The sequence below is a fragment of the Dietzia sp. UCD-THP genome (assembly GCF_000349585.1).
GTDB lineage: Bacteria > Actinomycetota > Actinomycetes > Mycobacteriales > Mycobacteriaceae > Dietzia > Dietzia natronolimnaea_A.
Genome location: NZ_KB714655.1, coordinates 65,891 through 83,894, shown reverse-complemented (window position 1 = coordinate 83,894; position 18,004 = coordinate 65,891). Strand labels below are relative to the sequence as shown.

Annotated in this window: 17 protein-coding genes; 12 read left to right on the top strand and 5 right to left on the bottom strand. The window is 69.8% G+C overall.

Annotation, left to right across the window (positions count from 1 at the left end):
• Positions 1-117: 117 nt before the first annotated feature.
• Positions 118-1,584, bottom strand: a complete 1,467-nt coding sequence (locus tag H483_RS33980; protein WP_017837829.1) for a M20/M25/M40 family metallo-hydrolase — start codon at positions 1,582-1,584, stop codon at positions 118-120.
• An 81-nt stretch (positions 1,585-1,665) separates the two neighbouring features.
• Between H483_RS33980 and H483_RS33975 the strand changes: the two genes are divergently transcribed.
• Positions 1,666-2,361 carry a hypothetical protein gene (locus H483_RS33975; protein WP_031265072.1) on the top strand — a complete coding sequence of 232 codons (696 nt, stop codon included), beginning with the start codon at positions 1,666-1,668 and terminating at the stop codon, positions 2,359-2,361.
• A gap of 68 nt (positions 2,362-2,429) precedes the next feature.
• Here H483_RS33975 and H483_RS33970 read toward each other — a convergent pair whose 3' ends face one another.
• Together H483_RS33970 and H483_RS33965 are read right to left on the bottom strand one after the other, a co-directional pair.
• A complete protein-coding gene (locus H483_RS33970) occupies positions 2,430-3,185 on the bottom strand; it encodes a hypothetical protein (protein ID WP_017837827.1) in 756 nt (251 codons plus the stop codon).
• 5 nt (positions 3,186-3,190) lie between these two features.
• On the bottom strand, positions 3,191-3,667 hold the full coding sequence (locus H483_RS33965) for an SRPBCC family protein (RefSeq protein ID WP_017837826.1): 477 nt from the start codon (positions 3,665-3,667) through the stop codon (positions 3,191-3,193).
• A 283-nt stretch (positions 3,668-3,950) separates the two neighbouring features.
• On the opposite strand from H483_RS33965, the gene groL reads away from it, so the two are divergent.
• The 7 genes from groL to H483_RS33950 all read left to right on the top strand — a co-directional run bounded on the left by groL (position 3,951) and on the right by H483_RS33950 (position 9,586).
• A complete protein-coding gene (gene groL / locus H483_RS33960; RefSeq protein WP_017837825.1) occupies positions 3,951-5,573 on the top strand; it encodes a chaperonin GroEL in 1,623 nt (540 codons plus the stop codon).
• Between the two features lie 304 nt (positions 5,574-5,877).
• Positions 5,878-6,021: a hypothetical protein gene (locus tag H483_RS39700; protein WP_017837824.1), complete on the top strand. Its 144-nt coding sequence runs from the start codon at positions 5,878-5,880 to the stop codon at positions 6,019-6,021.
• Positions 6,022-6,087: 66 nt separating this feature from the next.
• Complete coding sequence (locus tag H483_RS39695) at positions 6,088-6,246, top strand: hypothetical protein (protein ID WP_017837823.1); 159 nt, start codon at positions 6,088-6,090, stop codon at positions 6,244-6,246.
• A gap of 378 nt (positions 6,247-6,624) precedes the next feature.
• Positions 6,625-6,777 carry a hypothetical protein gene (locus H483_RS39690; RefSeq protein ID WP_017837822.1) on the top strand — a complete coding sequence of 51 codons (153 nt, stop codon included), beginning with the start codon at positions 6,625-6,627 and terminating at the stop codon, positions 6,775-6,777.
• 116 nt (positions 6,778-6,893) lie between these two features.
• Complete coding sequence (locus H483_RS39685; RefSeq protein WP_017837821.1) at positions 6,894-7,055, top strand: hypothetical protein; 162 nt, start codon at positions 6,894-6,896, stop codon at positions 7,053-7,055.
• 369 nt (positions 7,056-7,424) lie between these two features.
• A complete protein-coding gene (locus H483_RS33955) occupies positions 7,425-8,534 on the top strand; it encodes an alpha/beta hydrolase family protein (protein WP_017837820.1) in 1,110 nt (369 codons plus the stop codon).
• A gap of 152 nt (positions 8,535-8,686) precedes the next feature.
• Positions 8,687-9,586 carry an alpha/beta fold hydrolase gene (locus H483_RS33950; RefSeq protein WP_017837819.1) on the top strand — a complete coding sequence of 300 codons (900 nt, stop codon included), beginning with the start codon at positions 8,687-8,689 and terminating at the stop codon, positions 9,584-9,586.
• Here H483_RS33950 and H483_RS33945 read toward each other — a convergent pair.
• Positions 9,546-11,741 carry a prolyl oligopeptidase family protein gene (locus H483_RS33945; protein ID WP_256378856.1) on the bottom strand — a complete coding sequence of 732 codons (2,196 nt, stop codon included), beginning with the start codon at positions 11,739-11,741 and terminating at the stop codon, positions 9,546-9,548. The two genes, H483_RS33950 and H483_RS33945, sit on opposite strands and share 41 nt — an antisense overlap.
• 134 nt (positions 11,742-11,875) lie before the next feature.
• Between H483_RS33945 and H483_RS39680 the strand changes: the two genes are divergently transcribed.
• The gene (locus H483_RS39680) at positions 11,876-12,028 is read left to right on the top strand and encodes a hypothetical protein (protein ID WP_017837817.1); all 153 of its coding nucleotides are present in this window, start codon (positions 11,876-11,878) and stop codon (positions 12,026-12,028) included.
• 123 nt (positions 12,029-12,151) lie between these two features.
• Positions 12,152-13,546, top strand: coding sequence for a dihydrolipoyl dehydrogenase (gene lpdA / locus H483_RS33940; protein ID WP_017837816.1), 1,395 nt, complete (start codon positions 12,152-12,154; stop codon positions 13,544-13,546).
• Positions 13,547-13,724: 178 nt separating this feature from the next.
• On the opposite strand, the gene H483_RS33935 is transcribed toward lpdA, so the two are convergent.
• Complete coding sequence (locus H483_RS33935; RefSeq protein WP_017837815.1) at positions 13,725-14,501, bottom strand: hypothetical protein; 777 nt, start codon at positions 14,499-14,501, stop codon at positions 13,725-13,727.
• A 226-nt stretch (positions 14,502-14,727) separates the two neighbouring features.
• On the opposite strand from H483_RS33935, the gene H483_RS33930 reads away from it, so the two are divergent.
• Both H483_RS33930 and H483_RS33925 read left to right on the top strand, forming a co-directional pair.
• A complete protein-coding gene (locus H483_RS33930; RefSeq protein WP_017837814.1) occupies positions 14,728-15,456 on the top strand; it encodes an HAD family phosphatase in 729 nt (242 codons plus the stop codon).
• Positions 15,453-17,954, top strand: coding sequence for a glycoside hydrolase family 65 protein (locus tag H483_RS33925; RefSeq protein ID WP_017837813.1), 2,502 nt, complete (start codon positions 15,453-15,455; stop codon positions 17,952-17,954). Before H483_RS33930 ends, H483_RS33925 begins: the two co-directional genes overlap by 4 nt.
• The last annotated feature ends 50 nt before the right edge of the window (positions 17,955-18,004 follow it).

Below are 18,004 nucleotides of genomic sequence, written 5' to 3'. Positions count from 1 at the left end.
CGTGCGAGCGTATCGCCGATTCCGTCACGGCCTCGTCACGGCCTCGTCAGGGCCTTGTCAGGGCCTCGTCGGGGCCTCGTTTCGGCCGCGCCACGCACCAGCGCGTGGCCCCCGGGGTCAGCGGAAGCGCTGGAGGAACGCCGCCTCGGCCAGCGCGATGCGCTCGATCTCCCGCGGATCCACGCTCTCGTCCGGTGAGTGGATCGCGGCGGCCGGATCCTCCACACCGAACAGCGCGATACCGGCCCGTGGATGGGCCTCGCGCAGAGCCGTACACAGCGGGATCGACCCGCCTGAGCCGACCTCCGCCACGCCCGCCGCCCCGTACGCCTGCGCGAGGCACTCCGAGAGCAGGTCGTGTACGGCGTCCGAGCCTCCCGCGGGGACCGAACTGAACGGGTACCCGACCGTCTCCCTCTCCACCGACACGCGAGCGTTCCAGGGGCGGCGTCGCTCGATGTGCGCCGCGAGGAGATCCTGCGCCTCGACAGGGTCCGTGCCGGGCGGGACGCGGAGGTTGACCAGGGCGCGGGCCCGCGGCTGGACGGCGGCGATCGCACCCTCGACCGGTGGGCAGTCGATCCCCAGCACCGTGACCGCCGGGCGCGACCACACCAGATCGGCCACCGGGGCGGCCGTCGACGGGTCCACCCCGTCGAGGATCCCGGCGTCGGCGCGGAAGGACTCCTCGGGATAGGGCTGCCCGGTCCATCGTCCGGAGAAGTCCAGGCCGTCGACGGTCGTGGCGCCGGTCCCGGGGTCCCGGAGCGAGGCCAGGATCGCCACGAGCGCGCCCAGGGCGTCGGGCGCCGCGCCACCGAACTGTCCCGAGTGGACCCCGGCCTCGAGGGTGTCCACGACGACGACGACGTTCGCGATCCCCCGGAGACTCGTCGTGAGCGTGGGCACGCCCACCGAGACGTTCCCGGAGTCCGCGATGAGGATCGCGTCGGCGTCCACGAGGTCGGGCCGCGTGGCCACCAGATCGTCCAGTCCCCCGCCGCCGGTCTCCTCCGAGCCCTCGACGACGATCCTGATCCCCAGACCGTTCAGCGGGTCCGGCGGGCCCTGTCGGCCGGTGCGCGCCTCGTCGTCGTCGTGCTCCCTGCCGTCCACCCCGCCCAGGGCGGCCAGGGCTCGCAGCGCGGTGAGGTGGGCGACCAGGTTGCCCTTGCAGTCGGCGGCCCCGCGGCCGTACCAGCGGCCGTCACGCTCGGTGAGCTCCCATGGCGGGGTGGTCCACTCGTCGGGATCGCCGGCGGGTTGCACGTCGTAGTGACTGTAGAGGAGCACGGTGGGGCGGCCCGGGGCGGCGGGACGGTGGGCGAACACCGCCCGCGAGCCGTCCGAGGTCTCGACGACCTCCACGGCGTCCGGACCCAGGCCGGGCACCGGCAGCTCACCGAGCAACCTGCGGACCAGTTCGCAGGCCCGCGCACACGCCTCCGGTTCGGAGCCGTGAACCGACGGCAGTGCCACCAGCTCGGCGAGGTCGGTGCGGGCGCGACCGAGCTGCGCGACCACCGCGTCGGCGAGCGGGGTCAGAGACGGGTGTGGGGCCCGGAACGGGGAGGAGGCGGACATGGGGTCAGCCTAGTTTCGAGATGAACAACTCGCGACCAAGGTGAACGGAAGGTGAACCGGGAATGAAGTACAGTGTCCGTCATGAGCTACGTGATCGTCGTCACCCCAGCTGATCCGGCCTGTCGCGACGCGGCCCACCTCGATGATCTCCCCGACCACGTCCGGGCCGATCTCCTCGAGCTCCGCGACCAGGTCAGTACCCGCTTTCCCGAGGCGGACGCGGTGGGCGAGACCGGCGCACTCACCCGGCGGCCGCACATCGAGGGCGTCGGTGTGGTGATCCATCCCGGGGTGATCACCCGGCCCCTGGTGGTCAACGCGGTGATGCGGTACGCCGCCCCCCACCAACTCCTGGTGACCACTCCGGAACTCGGGCTGGTGGCCGATCCGCGCGTGCGGATCGACATCGACGTCCACCGCCGGCCCACCACCGCCGGCGCCGGCATCACCGACCACGCCGTCCGCGGTCGGCCGCACGGGACCCTGCCGTGGGTGACGCACGAACTGTTGGAGCAGCTGGTGCGCGCGCTCGAGGTGGAGGGGGACCGGCTCGAGCTGGACGTCGACGAGGACCGATGGTTCCGATACGAGCGCGCCGGGGGCGCCCTGCGCATCCAGGTGGCCGACGGGCCCGGTGTTCCGCTCGTCGACCGGGCTCTCGCGGTGGCGGAGGGCGATTCCGCCGCCGCTGCCGGGTGGGCCTGGGCCCGGGGTGACCGGGCCTGGCTCGGTGAGGTGCCGGGAGTCCCCGTGGCCGACGAGGTCACCGCGGCCTGAGCGACCTGAGCCGCCTGGGTGACCCGGGTCGGCGTAACCAGGGTCGGCGTAGCCCTGGTCGGAGGGGGTCAGACCGAGTTGTCGTAGCGCAGGGACGCCACCACGGCATCGATCGTCGCCTCCGGCTGGACCCCCGGCTCGTCCTCGTCGGACATCAGGACGAACACGATCGAGGCGGGAGATCCGTCCGTCGCTCTCGTCGACACCGCGATCGTGTCGAACCGGATGGTCGGCGGGGTGCAGGAGTCGCGGGGTGGCCGGACCGCGCCTCGGAGCGAGACGTACCACGCGGGAACCCCCGAGACGCCGATGCTGCGGGCCTCGGGCACCGGGACGTCGGCGCCGTTCCTGGTGAAGCGGCGGTCGATCGAGTCCGCCATGGCGCGCGAGGCGGACTCGGCCTGCTCGCGTGCGTCGCCCGGGAGCAGCGTGCTGATGCCGGACAGGGTGCGGAACGACAGCCCTGACGCGGCGCAGTAGCCGCGGTCGGCGATCGCGTTGGCCGTGGTGACGTACCCCGAACCCCAGTCCGACCCCGGGTCCTGCGGGACGTCCGTGTCACCCGGCGCGGGTGCGCCGAACGGGTCGCCCACCTCCCAGTCGGGCGGGACCGAGTAGACCAACCCGGTCGGACTGCGCACGTCCTGCCATCCGCCGGGCGGCGGACCCGCGGCCAGGGTGGGGCCGGGTTCCTCGCGGTCGGGGGTGTCGGGGTCCGGGCTGTCGCCCCAGAGCGCGCACCCGGTGAGCGCCGCCGTGAGGCAGCCCGCGACGACCGTCGAGATCCCGCTCCGGACCCCCGCGGCGACGCCTACCCCGGACATGCGGGTCAGCCCTGCTCGACGAGCGCCTTGATCCTCTTCAGGGAGGTCGACACGCCCCTGTCCATCTCCTTGGTGAACGAGGGCTGACCGCCGAAGAGCTTCTCGGTGAGGAACGTCGAGATGAAGGTCAGTCCGCTCGGGACCTCGCGGCGCTCGGTGAGCCGGGTCCCCCCTCCCGGGAGGGGGTCGAGCTCGAAGACCCAGACGGTGGTGTTCTCGGTGATGCGGTTGGCGAACCGGCGGCCGGGTTCGAACTCCACGACCCGGCTGGTGGTGGGCCAGAACAGGGGGCCGCGCCTGTTGATGTTGAGTGCTCGGGTGCCGGCGGTCGTGCGACCGCCGAGCGCGACGACCTGGTACGCCTGGGTGCTCCACTGGGGTGCGTTGCGGACCTCGGAGACGACCTCCCAGACCCTGGCGGGTGGGGCGTCGATCTCGATCGAGCTCTCGATGGTGTCGACGGGCGCGGACTCGGGGGACATGGAAGGCCTTCCGAAGGGTGTGGGCGGGATCGAGTCTCGATCGTAGGGGACCGGGCCCCGGTGCGCGTGTCGTTCGCCCGTCGCGAACAGGGCCGTGCGCCCTTTGCACTCGTGGGGGGCGAGTGCTAGAAAAGCGCTTGGCACTCGGCTACCCTGAGTGCCAGTAACACCTGAACTGAGGTCGCAAGGTGAGGCGCGGATCTGACACGGTCCGCACCGTCCGTCGCGGGCGCCGACGCCGACCACATACGTGTCACCCCACACCCGGAGGATGATTCACCCAATGGCAAAGATGATCGCGTTCGATGAAGAGGCCCGCCGCGGCTTGGAGAGCGGTCTCAACCAGCTCGCCGACGCCGTCAAGGTCACGCTCGGCCCCAAGGGGCGCAACGTCGTGCTGGAGAAGAAGTGGGGCGCCCCCACGATCACCAACGACGGCGTCTCCATCGCCAAGGAGATCGAGCTCGAGGACCCGTACGAGAAGATCGGTGCGGAGCTCGTCAAGGAGGTCGCCAAGAAGACCGACGACGTCGCGGGCGACGGCACCACCACCGCCACCGTCCTGGCCCAGGCGCTCGTGCGCGAGGGCCTGCGCAACGTGGCCGCCGGTGCGAACCCCATGGGCATCAAGCGCGGGATCGAGAAGGCCGTCGAGGCCGTCACAGCGCACCTGATCGACTCCGCCAAGGAGATCGAGACCAAGGAGCAGATCGCCGCGACCGCCGGTATCTCCGCCGCCGACCCGGCGATCGGCGAGCTCATCGCGCAGGCGATGGACAAGGTCGGCAAGGAGGGCGTGATCACGGTCGAGGAGTCCCAGACCTTCGGCCTGGACCTCGAGCTCACCGAGGGCATGCGCTTCGACAAGGGCTACATCTCGCAGTACTTCATGACGGATCCCGAGCGCCAGGAGGCGGTCATGGAGGATCCGTACGTCCTGCTGGTCTCGGGCAAGGTCTCCACCGTCAAGGACCTCCTCCCGCTGCTGGAGAAGGTCATCGGCGAGGGCAAGTCGCTGCTCATCATCGCCGAGGACGTCGAGGGCGAGGCGCTGTCCACGCTCGTCGTCAACAAGATCCGCGGCACCTTCAAGTCCGTCGCCGTCAAGGCCCCGGGCTTCGGTGACCGGCGCAAGGCCATGCTGCAGGACATCGCGATCCTCACCGGCGGTCAGGTCATCTCCGAGGAGGTCGGCCTCTCGCTCGAGACCGCTGACATCTCGATGCTCGGCAAGGCGCGCAAGGTCGTCGTGACCAAGGACGAGACCACCATCGTCGAGGGCTCGGGAGACCAGGGCCAGATCGAGGGACGGGTCAACCAGATCCGCGCCGAGATCGAGAACTCCGACTCGGACTACGACCGCGAGAAGCTCCAGGAGCGTCTCGCGAAGCTCGCCGGCGGCGTCGCCGTCATCAAGGCGGGCGCGGCCACCGAGGTCGAGCTCAAGGAGCGCAAGCACCGCATCGAGGACGCGGTCCGCAACGCCAAGGCCGCGGTCGAGGAGGGCATCGTCGCCGGCGGTGGCGTCGCCCTGGTCAAGTCCGAGGTCGCCGTCGACGGACTGTCCCTCGAGGGCGAGGAGGCCACCGGCGCGAAGATCGTCAAGTTCGCGCTGAGCGCCCCGCTCAAGCAGATCGCCTTCAACGCCGGCCTCGAGCCCGGCGTCGTGGCGGAGAAGGTCCGCAGCCTCCCGGGGGCCCAGGGCCTCAACGCGGCCACCGGCGAGTACCAGGACCTCCTGGAGGCCGGTATCAACGACCCGGTCAAGGTGACCCGCTCCGCCCTGCAGAACGCCGCCTCGATCGCGGCGCTGTTCCTCACCACGGAGGCCGTCGTGGCCGACAAGCCCGAGCCCGCCTCGCCCGCCATGCCGGGTGGCGACGAGATGGGTGGCATGGGCTTCTAGTCCAGCCCGACCATGCAGTGGGGCCGTGGCCCGCACCGGAGAGTCTTTCCGGTGCGGGCCACGGCCTTTCCCTCATTTCGCGCACCCCGCCCGGGCCTGCTCGCCCCCACCTCGTCCGTGGTGGCGCACACACCATTTCCGTGGCGGGACGTAACACCGACGTAATCTATCGGGCTTCGCGTAAAGAGGCTGTGATCTGCGGTTAAGGTGCGGTTTCGTCCATTGTGATGGACATGTGTCTCTTTTTAGAGTCGCTGACAGGCGCCTCAGAGGGCGCCGTGAGCGCACGAGAACGGAGAACACCATGCCCGACTTCGGTCAGCTGTCAGACCTCTTCGGAGGGATCACCGACATCCTCGGAGCCGTCGTCACATTCACCGGGTCGCTGGGAGGCGAGGGGGGCATGAACGACTTCTTCGATGCACTGTCGAGCATCAGCGCCGACTGATCCCGCCGGCCGATCCCAGAGTCACCTTCTCCAGAGACACACACCCAGCAGACCCAGGAGTGCACCATGTTCTTCCCCGAGTTCGGATCCCTCATCGGCGTCAGTGACGCCCTCGGCTTTGTCAACGACTTCCTCGGCGCGTTCGGAGACCTCTTCTCCGGCCTGGCCTACTTCACCGGAGGAGACTTCGAGGAGGCCCTCGCCGGCGGCTTCATGATGTGGTGACCTGAGCCTGCCGGGGGCGGCCATGCCCCCGGCACGAGGAGCGGCCCGCGCGATCTCCCTCGCGCGGGCCGCATTGGTGGGTGCGGGGAAGCCCGGGAAACCGAGATGTCCCGGGGGTGAACAGTCAGTGCGCTCACGCCAGGGTGAGGAGAAGCTAACGCAACAGCGTATGCGCATTCGTTTGAGGGGTTTTCGCAGCTGAGAACGGATGTTAGGATTTCCTCGCATCCGTGATCTGGACCACTAAGGGTGGCCTCAGTTCGCCTCGTCGTCACCTTGGCGGGGGGGAGACGGACGTCACAATTGACATCGGAGTCGCTCAGATTACTCTGACTCTGGCCCCATGAGCCGGGGCACCACTTTCAAAGGGAGACACACATGCCTGACTTCAGCGCCATCAGCGCCGCCCTCACCGCGGTCAAGAACCTCATCGACGGCGTCGTCGGCTTCACCGGTTCCATCCAGGGCGACGGTTTCATGAACGCGCTCGGCAGCCTCGGTGGCGGCGACGTGGACGTCACCGGCCTCTGATCAGCTACTGCCGTAGCGCTCCGGCGCGAACGCCCCGGCTGCGGCGCACAGCAGCCGATCTCAGCATCATCCACTGATCCGGATCTCGCCGGATTGCAACTTTAAGGGAGAACAATATGGGCATCGATCTCGGTTCCGTCGGCGACATCTTCGGCAAGGACGGCATCGTCGACCTCGCGGGCGGCCTGGTCGGCAACACCAACAACATCGTCAAGGGGATCGGCTACTTCCTCGGCGGCGACTTCCAGAAGGCCTTCGACGCCGGCTTCATGGCCTGAGTCTTTCGGCCGAACGGGATGGGGGCTCCGGGCTGTGCCCGGGGCCCTTTCTCGTGTCTCGACCGGTGTGGCGCCCGGGCCCGGGCCCCGAAGGTTGTATAGGAATTTGTTCATATCGGTAACGGCGGGCCGAATGGCGTCGATAATGTTGACGTGAACCGCAAGGGTGGTCCCGCGGTTACCGACGGGCCGCCCGGGTATGGAATCCTCGGATGAGTGCCCCGCGGGCGCGAGACTCGGCCCTACAGGCGTGCTTCCGCCGGGAGTGTGCTTAGTGGGTCTTGTGTGACTACTGGGAATCGGGTTAGCTGTGCAATGCGGGTCTGCCCGAGTCCGTCTGTGAACAACGAGAAGGTTAGGCGTCGGAATATGCGTTCAGTCAAGAGCGGTCGGTTGGGCACCAAGGTCGCTGCGGCGTCCATCGCCGCGGCCATGGTCCCCGTCGTTGCCACGGGCACGGCCCAGGCACAGGGTGGAAACATCCAGTACACCAAGGCCACCGCCCAGAACAAGGTCGTCGAGACCCAGCTCCCCGACGGTCGACTGATCGTCTCGGTGTGGTCGGACAAGATGGCCATCGAGGTCCCGAACATCGTGCAGCGCCCGCGTGACGGGAACAACGGCGCGCCGGTGCTCTACCTCGTCAACGGCGCCGGTGGTGGAGAGGACTCGGCCACCTGGCAGGCACAGTCGGACGTCCGCGCCTTCATGGCGGACAAGGACGTCTGGACCGTCACCCCGATCGGTGGTGCCTTCTCCTATTACACGGACTGGCAGCGCCACGATCCCAACGTCCAGACCCGCTTCGCCCGCGAGACCGACCGCCCGATGGCGTTCGAGACCTACCTCGCCAGGGAACTCCCGGATCTTTTCGAGGGCCGGTACGGCGGGAACTACCCGAACCGCAAGCGCAGCCTCGCCGCGATCTCCATGACCGCCACGTCGGTCCTGACGATCGCCCAGAACCACCCCGGCCGCTTCCAGGCCATCGGCTCGTACTCGGGATGCGCCGAGACCTCGACCCCGATCGGCAACCAGTTCATCAACATCGTCACCGGCATGCGTGGCGGGGCGAACCTTGACAACATGTGGGGCCCCTACCCCGGTCCGGGCTGGGTGGCCAACGACCCGGTCGCCCAGGCGCCCAAGTTCGTCGCCCAGCGCGACAACGGCACCCTGCCGGCCATGTTCATCTCCACCGGCAACGGCCTGCCCGGGCCGCACGAGACCCTGGAGAACTGGCGCCTGCGCAACAGCATCCCGGCCCTGGCCAACCAGGCGATCGTCGGCGGCATCATCGAGGCGGCCACGCAGTACTGCACGGCCAACCTCGCCCGCCGGTTCGCCGAGCTGCAGATCCCGGCCCACTTCGACTTCGCGCCCAACGGCACGCACTCGTGGGGCTACTGGCAGGACGACCTCAAGCAGTCCTGGCCGATGATGGCCCAGGCCATGAACGCGCGCTACGGCCCGATCTGATCGGCTGACGCACCGGCGACCTCGGGTCCCGGACCCGACGGACCCCGTCCCACCACCATGGTGGGGCGGGGTCCGTTCTCATTCGCCGCGGATGGCGGCGGGAGGCCCCCCTGGAGTGGGCTCCGAAAGTGGGCCACTGGCAAACTGTACGCATGACCAAGACGGACGACCCGCGCCGTACCGAGCTCCGCCACACCGATGGCAGCACGAGCCCGCTGCTCATGGTGGAGTCCGCCGTCCCGGATCGGACCAGGCCCGCCGTCCTGGTCCTGCCCGGTATCGCGGTCGGCGCCAGGTACTACCTCCCGCTGGCCAGGGCGTTGGCCGCGGCAGGGGTGGACGTGGCGATCACCGAGCTGAGGGGCCAGGGCGAGAGCACCCACCGCATCGGCCGCGGCGGGGGAGCGGCCGGATACCACGAGAGCGCCGCCGAGGACGTCCCGCTGGCGCTGGACGCGATGCAGCGCGAGCTCGGCGCCCGGCGGGTGGTGCTGCTGGGCCACAGCATGGGCGCACAGATCGGGGTGTACCACCTGGCGCGGCGCGATCCCCGGGTGGCGGGCCTGGTGGCGGTGGCGGCGCAGTCCCCGTTCCACCGCGGGTACCCCCGCCGCGTCGGACGGCGATTGCGAGCGGGCTCGATCCTCCTGCCCGCCATCGGATCGCTGGCGGGACACGTCCCGGGACGGTTCTTCGGCGCGAGCGGTCGGATCCCCGCCGATCGCATCAGCGACTGGTCCCGTCTCGCGGCCCGGGGGAGCATGCAGCCGGCGCGCGCCGACCTCGACTACCGGGAGGGTCTGACCCGCGTGACGGTGCCCGCGCTCGCGGTGGTGATCGCCGACGACCCGCTCGCCCCCGAGAGCGCGGCTCGCGGGCTGCTGGCGATGCTCCCCGCTGCCCGGACGAGTCTCGAGTTGGAGCCGGAACCGCTGGGCCACAACACGTGGGCGCGCACACCCGCCCAGGTGGTCGCCCGGGTGCTGGCATGGATGGACCGGGAGGTGGCGCTCAGCCCGTCGGGGGACGACGACGAGGCAGCCGGCGCCTGAAGAACTCGTACGTGAGCACCGCTTTCCGGGCCTCCTGCGAGTTGTCGGCGGCGCCGGCGTGGCCGCCCTCGACGTTCTCGTAGTAGGCGACCTCGTGCCCGGCCGCCTCGAGCGCGGCCGTCATCTTGCGGGCGTGACCCGGGTGGACACGGTCGTCCCGGGTAGAGGTGGTCATGAGGACCGGGGGGTACGGGCGTTCGGAGGCCGGCCGGACGTGCTGGTACGGCGAGTAGGCGCCCAGGAAATCGTCCCAGTCCTCCGAGTCGGGGTCGCCGTACTCGGCCATCCAGGACGCGCCGGCGAGCAGCAGGTGGTAGCGCCGCATGTCCAGGAGCGGGACCGCGATCGCGAGGGCCCCGAACAGCTCCGGATAGCGGGTGAGCATCACACCCATGAGCAGGCCGCCGTTGGACCCGCCGGTCGCGCCCAGCTGGTCGCGGGTGGTGACGCCGGTGGTGACGAGGGCCCGGGCGACGGCCGCGAAGTCCTCGAACGCGCGGGGCCGGTTCTCCCGGACGGCGGACTGATGCCACGAGGGCCCGTACTCGCCGCCGCCCCGGATCCCCGCCACCACGTAGGTGCCGCCTCCGGTGAGCCACAGCGCCCCGCGCAGGGCCGCGTACGACGGTCGCATCGACACCTCGAAACCGCCGTAGCCGTAGAGGATGGTCGGCCTGGGCCCGTCGGGCCCGGGGCCGCGCATCACGGTGTAGGGCACCGAGGTGCCGTCGTCACTCACAGCCGTGTGACGGGTGACCTCGATCCCGGTGGTGTCGAAACGGTCCGGGGTGGACCCGAGCGTGGTGGTGGTGCCGTCCGCGCGGAGCAACACCAGCGAGGGCGGGACGATCGGACCGGAGACCGCCAGGACGGCGTCGTCGGGGTGGGGGCGCTCGTCGTCGTCACTCCCGTCCTCACTCCCGACATCGCCCCGGCCGGACAGGCGGTCGCACGACAGCACGTCCACCGACACGTGGTCCGGTAGTCCCTCGATCGGGCGGGGCTCCCAGGCCCCGTCCGCGGATCCCGGGATCGAGTACGCCTCGAGACGGGACTCGGCGTCGTCGAGGATCGTCAGCAGGATCCGGCCCCGGCCCCAGGTCACGTCCTCGACCGTGGTGGAGGGGGTGGGGGAGAACAGGACCACGGGCTCGGGCAGCCGCGAGGGATCGGCGTCCACGGCGGCCCACGGAACCACGAGGACCGAGCCGCCGGGGTGGGATCGGCCCGCAACCTCGAGGTCGGTGCGCGGGCGCAGCAGTAGCCAGTCCCCGCAGGAACTCACCCGGCAGTCCTCGGGCACCGGCACCCGGCGGGGCGCCGTCGCGGCGGGATCGGCCCCCGGGGACCAGAACCACTCCTCGGAGGAGTGGAAATCGGGGGCGCGACTGGCCGTGTACCGGCCCGAGGTGAGGTCGTACGAGGCCCCCACCGCCACGTCCTGCGTCCGCCCGGAGAAGATGACCGGGGCGTCGAGCGGGTCGGACCCGCGGTGCCACACCCTCGCCAGGCGCGGGTAGCCGGAGTCGGTGGCGTCCGCTCCCTCCGAGTCCAGTGGTGAAGACAGCAGCAGTGTGTCCCGGTCCACCCAGGACACTGAACTCTTGGCCTCCGACACTCGGAACCCGCCCTCGGCCTCGGGGACGAACCGGCGGGTGGTCAGGTCGAACTCGCGGACCTCCACCGCGTCCGCGCCCCCGCGGGACAGCCGGATGAGCGCCCTGTCGTCCGCGGGGCGCCGGACCACCGTGCCCGAGTAGACCCAGTTGACCTCCTCCTCGGCGGCCAGGGCGTCCACGTCCACGAGGGTCTCCCAGGCCGGGTGGTCGACGCCCGGGGCGCCACGCGAGAGCACGGACCACGGCACCCGTCGCCACAGGCCGCGGGGATGGTCGGCGTCCCGCCAGAGGGTGTAGGCGTGGTGGCCGCGCAGGACCGGCCAGGCGATGCGGTCCGAGGCGTCGAGGATCTCCAGGGCTCGGGCGTACGCGGTCTCGGCCTCCGGCCCGGTGGCGAGCGCCGCCACGGTCCGGTCGCTCCGTTCCCGGACCCACTCGAGGGCCCCGGCGGAGTCGACGTCCTCGAGATGCAGGAACGGGTCGGGCGACGCGGATGGGTTCATGCCCCGATGATGCCGTGTGCGGCCCGTCGGCAGCTGAACCGGTGTAAGAAATCCACAGGCTCTTGTTACCGGGGCGTAGCGTCAGTACCATCAACGCCATGCAGGGGTCGCCTGACCCGGCCATTCCCGAAATCCTCGGGAATGCACTCGATAAACGGAGATACACAATGGGTTCCCTCACCGACATCCTCAGCAGCGGCTCGGGCGAGCCCGGTTCGCTCAGCGGCAGCTCGACCGACACCATCACGGATCAGATCGCCGTGGCCATCGGCGGCCTCGTCACCACGGCTCTCAAGTCGGTCCTGGGCAACCTGTCCTGAGCGCACCCCACTCGGGCATCGTCGCCGCCCCTCCCCCCGGGAGGAGGCGGCGACGCTCATTTCGGGTGGGGTTCCGCGCCGCTCCGCCGCTCGGCGGCCATCGGGAGCGCTACCCTGTGTGTCGTGGCTGACACTCATTACGACCTCATCGTCCTCGGCGCGGGCCCCGGTGGCTACGTCGCCGCGATCCGCGCCTCGCAGCTCGGCCTCAAGGTGGCCGTGATCGAGGAGAAATACTGGGGCGGCGTGTGCCTCAACGTCGGGTGCATCCCCTCGAAGGCGCTCCTGCGCAACGCCGAGCTGGCCAACACCGTGCTGCGTGACGCCAAGACGTTCGGGATCTCCGGAGACGTCTCCTTCGACTACGGGGTGGCCCACGACCGGAGCCGCAAGGTCTCGGACAACATCGTCAAGGGTGTCCACTTCCTCATGAAGAAGAACAAGATCACCGAGATCGACGGCTTCGGTACCTTCACCGACGACAAGACGATCGAGGTCGACGGCACCTCGTACACGTTCGACAACTGCATCATCGCCACCGGCTCCGTGGTCAAGACGCTGCCGGGGATCGAGCTGAGCGAGAACGTGGTGGACTACGAGGACCAGATCCTCTCCCGTGAGCTGCCGGACTCGGTCGTGATCGTCGGCGCCGGGGCCATCGGCATGGAGTTCGCCTACGTCATGTCCAACTACGGCGTCGAGGTGACGATCGTCGAGTTCATGGACCGTCTCCTGCCGAACGAGGACGAGGAGGTCTCCAAGGAGATCGCCAAGCACTACAAGAAGCTCGGCGTGAAGGTCCTGACCGGGCACAAGACCACCAAGGTCACCGACAACGGCGACTCGGTGGAGGTGGAGGTCGAAAAGAACGGTGAGGAGGGCAAGTCCCAGACTCTGACCGTGGACAAGGTGCTGATGGCCGTGGGGTTCGCGCCCCGCGTCGAGGGCTACGGCCTGGACAAGACCGGCGTCGAGCTCACCGATCGCGGCGCCATCGCCATCGACGACAACATGCGGACCAACGTCAAGGGTATCTACGCCCTCGGCGACGTCACAGCCAAGCTGCAGCTGGCCCACGTGGCCGAGGCGCAGGGAGTCGTGGCAGCCGAGACCATGGCGGGTGCCCAGACGCAGACGCTGGGCGACTACCGGATGATGCCGCGCGCCACCTTCTGCCAGCCGCAGGTGGCCTCGTTCGGGCTCACCGAGGCCCAGGCCCGCGACGAGGGCTTCGACGTCAAGGTGGGCAAGTTCCCCTTCTCCGCCAACGGCAAGGCCCACGGGCTCGGCCACGCGGTCGGGTTCGTCAAGGTCGTGGCCGACGGGACGCACGGCGAACTGCTCGGTGCCCACCTCATCGGCCCCGACGTCTCCGAGCTGCTGCCCGAGTTGACCCTGGCGCAGATGTGGGACCTCACCGCCGAGGACGTGGCGCGCAACGTGCACACCCACCCGACCCTGTCGGAGGCCATGAAGGAGGCCGTCGAGGGCGTCAGCGGCCACATGATCAACCTGTAGGGCGCCGCCCGGCCCGGTCGGCTCTGCCGGCGTCAGGCCCAGGTCGTCCCGGCCGGCGTCAGGCCCGGGCCAACGAAAAGAGCGTTCCGCACACCGCCTCTCGGGCGACGTGCGCGGAACGCTCTTCTCGATGGCCGGTCAGCGGGCGACGGATGCCGGCAGCGGGCCCGCGGGCCTGCTATTCGGCCGTCGCGATCTTGGCCATCTGCGCCTGGTAGATGGCATCCAGCGCGCCGTCCGCCGAGGGCAGGACCGGGTCGGCCGCCGGGTCGTTGCCGCGGGCCGCGTACTCCACGCTCACCGTGGTCTCGCGGGTGTAGCCGTGGATCGCGATGGCCCGGCTCAGCGAACGGGTGCCGTCGGGCCGGGTGGTGATGAAGTCGCTGGTCACCCGGAAGCCCTCGACGCCTTCGAGGGCCGGGGCGTCCTCCACGGTCATGACCAGCTCGACGTCCGGGTTGGTGGTGCTGCGCGACGAGGTGCAGGCCTCGTACAGCGAGCGGTCCATGAAGTCGTCGAGCTTCTCGCCGACCATGCCGATCCCGAAACGGTGCTCGGTCTCGTCTTCCTCCGACTGCTTGTACCGCACCGCCGCGGTCAGGCCGTCGGTGGTCGCGAAGTTCGAGACCGTCTCCAGTCGGGAGACCCTGTCGCACGCCGGGTCCTCCATGAGCTGCTTGCCCTGGTCGGCGACGAGCTTGTCGACCGCCTCCTGGAGGAGAGCCGGCTCGATCACCTGCACCACACCGCCGCCGGGGGCCTCGCCCTCGGACAGGACCAGCTGGTCGAGAGGTGCCTGGGGCGCGGACTCGTTGACGGTCGTCGTGGTCTGGGCGTCGCCCGAGGCGTCGCCGTTCCCTTCGTCGTCGGACGTGCAGGCCGTCAGTGCGGCCGCGGTGACCAGTGCGAGGCCGGCGATCGCGACACGGCGGGGATTGCGGGTGCGAAGTCGCATCTCTCTCCTTCTAGTACAGAGTCATCGACCATAGTGCCACCGGGTACCCGACAACGGTGCATTGTGGCCCGCATGGAGCCGTGGTGTCCCGCCCTACACCCCCGCGGGTCAGTGAGATGGACCGCACGGGGGGAGGTAATGAGCTCGGTCCCCGGGTCGGGTGTTTACCCTTGATGCGTCACCGGTTGAGCCCGATCGGCCCACCGACCCGGAAGCAGGATGCGACATGGACCATCACGGCATCGATGCCGTGCTCTTCGACCTGGACGGGGTCATCACCCCGACCGCCGAGAAGCACATGCAGGCGTGGAATCGAATGTTCTCCGCCTACTTCGCCGAGCGCGGGATCGACCCCTACTCGGACGTTGACTACTTCCGCTACATCGACGGCAAACCCCGTGTGGAGGGCATCGCGTCGATGCTCGCCGCGCGCGGCATCACCCTGCCCGAGGGCGACGACGAGGACCTGCCCGACGCGGACACCGTCAGCGAATTGGGGTTGCGTAAGAACCTCGTCTTCCGCGAGCTGCTCGATGAGGGAATCGAGCCCTACCCGGGGTCGGTCGCCTACCTCGACGCCCTCGACGCCGCCGGGATCGCCTCCTGCGTGGTCTCCAGCTCCAAGAACGCGCGCCCCGTGCTCGAGGCGGCGGGACTGCTGGACCGCTTCGAGGTCATCGTCGACGGCCTGGTGGCCCAGGCTGATCGGATCCCCGGCAAGCCCCGACCCGACACCTACCTCCGGGGCGCCGAACTACTGGGCGTGCCGGCGGGCCGCTGCGCGGTGATCGAGGACGCCGTCTCGGGTGTGCAGGCCGGCGCCGCCGGCGGGTTCGCGCGCGTCATCGGTGTGGATCGCGGCGCGGGGCGCGAGGTACTGCTCCGGGAGGGTGCGGACCTCGTCGTCGACGACCTGGCGGACCTCATCCCCGGGCTGACGGAGGCACGGTCATGACACCCGTCCCACCCGGGCGCGGCCCGGTCCACGACACGATCGGGCAGTCCGTGCCCGGCAACATCCGGACGACCTACGGCGTCAACCTCCGCAGTCACCTCGAGGTGCCGGAGATCAACCGCTCCACGCACCCGGTGGACCCGTGGCGCTGGGTGGAGACCAGCCCCAAGGCCTCCGCGCTGGGGGTCTCGGAGACGCAGTTCGCCGTGGCCAACGGTTACCTGGGCATGCGCGGCAACCCGGAGGAGGGCCGCGACTCCCACACCCACGGCACCTACGTCAACGGGTTCCACGAGACCTGGCACATCAAGCACGCCGAGGACGCCTTCGGGTTGGCGCGCGAGGGCCAGACCATGGTGGAGGCCCCGGACACCAAGACCATCCGCGTCTACGTCGACGACGAGCCGCTCCGTGTGAGCGAGGCCGACCTCGAGCACTACGAGCGCAGCATCGACTTCCGGGACGGCATCCTGCGCCGTGAGCTGACCTGGCGCACGCCGGCCGGCAAGAAGGTGGTCATCCGCACCACCCGCATGGTCTCGATGGTGGAGAAGCACCTCGCGGTGATGACCTACGAGATCGAGCTACCCGAGGAGCCGGCGCCGGTCGTGATCTCCTCGCAGGTCCTCAACCGGCAGGACGGCGAGGACGAGTACCACTCCGCCGAGGCCGCGCCCGAGGGGTTCGATCCGCGCCGGTCGGACGGCTTCGACCACCGCGTGCTCGAGCCCGTGGTCTCCGACGGCCAGCGCGGATACCAGGTTCACGGGTACCGCTGCGCCAACTCCGGGATGTCGATCGCCGTGGCCGTGGACCACGTGGTCGAGACCGAGGACGAGATCGACATGAGCGTGGAGAGCGACGACGACGCCTCCAAGGTCGTCTACCACGCCCACGCCACCCCCGGTCGCGTCCTGAGGCTCACCAAGCTGGCGGCGTACCACACCTCCGAGAAGGTGCCCGCCGGCGAACTCGCCGACCGGTGCGCCCGCACCCTGTCCCGGGCCCGCGACCGCGGCGTCGAGGACCTGCAGCGCACACAGCGCGACTGGTACGACCACTTCTGGCACCGCGGGGACGTGGAGGTCGACGGCCCGCCCGAGACCCAGCAGGCCATCCGCTTCAACCTGTTCCAGCTGGCCCAGGCCTCCGCGCGCGCCGAGACCTACGGGATCGCCGCGAAGGGCGTCACCGGCAGCGGCTACTCGGGACACTACTTCTGGGACACCGAGACCTACGTCCTGCCGTTCCTCACCTACACGATGCCGCGCTTCGCCCGGAACGCCCTGCGCTTCCGGTATTCGATGCTCGACAAGGCCCGCGCCCGCGCCCGCTTCCTGTCCGTGAACGGCGCTCTCTACCCGTGGCGGACGATCAACGGTGAGGAGGCCTCCGCCTACTACGAGGCCGGCACCGCGCAGTACCACATCAACGCCGACATCGCGCACGCCATGGTCAAGTACCTGTGGGCCACCGGGGACCAGGAGTTCATGATCCGCGAGGGCGTGGACGTGCTGGTAGAGACCGCGCGGATGTGGGTCTCGCTCGGGTTCTTCGCCGACGACGGGTGCTTCAACATCCACGGCGTCACCGGGCCCGACGAGTACACCACCGTGGTGGACAACAACCTGTTCACCAATGCCATGGCGCGGTTCAACCTGGCGGCGGCGGCCGTCGCCTGCAAGCGCATCGCCGAACTGGGTGACGGCCGGTGGGCGGCGATCTGCCGGCGGCTGAAGATCGACGACGGCGAGATCGCGGAATGGCGGCGTGCCGCCGAGAACATGGTGATCGCCTACGACGAGACCCTCGGGGTGCACCCGCAGGACCAGGACTTCCTGGCCAAGGAGGTCTGGGACCAGGATCTAGAGCACCCGCGTCGCCCGCTGCTGCTGCACTTCCACCCTCTGGTGATCTACCGGCACCAGGTCCTCAAGCAGGCGGACGTGGTGCTGGCGATGTTCCTGCGCGGCGACGAGTTCACCGAGGAGCATAAGCGGGCCAACTTCGAGTACTACGACCCGCTCACCACGGGTGACTCCACTCTCTCGGCGGTCGTGCAGTCGATCATCGCCGCCGAGATCGGGTACTGCGACGAGGCGTTCGAGCACTTCTCCAAGGCGCTCGTGGTGGACCTGGCGGACGTGCACGGTAACGCCGCCCACGGGATCCACGTGGCCTCGGCGGGCGGGGTGTGGTCGGCGCTCGTGAGCGGGTTCGGCGGGATGCGCGACTACCGCGGCGACATCTCGTTCGACCCCCGGGTGCCGGCCGAATGGGGCGCGTTGACGTTCCGGCTGACCGTGCGCGGGACACACGTGCGGGTCCGGTGCACCCACACGGAGATCACGATCGTCAACCTCAACGGTGCGGATTTCGACTGCACCGTGCAGGGGCAGGCGGTGACGGTCCCCGCGGGCGAGACCCTCACGATGGGCTTGGACGAGCGGGCGCGTGCCTGTCTGCCACGCGCCGAGACCTCCACCGGGGAGGGCTGAGGGGAGCGCCGGGGCGGGAAGGCCCGGCGCCCACCCGGCCGGCTCCCGCC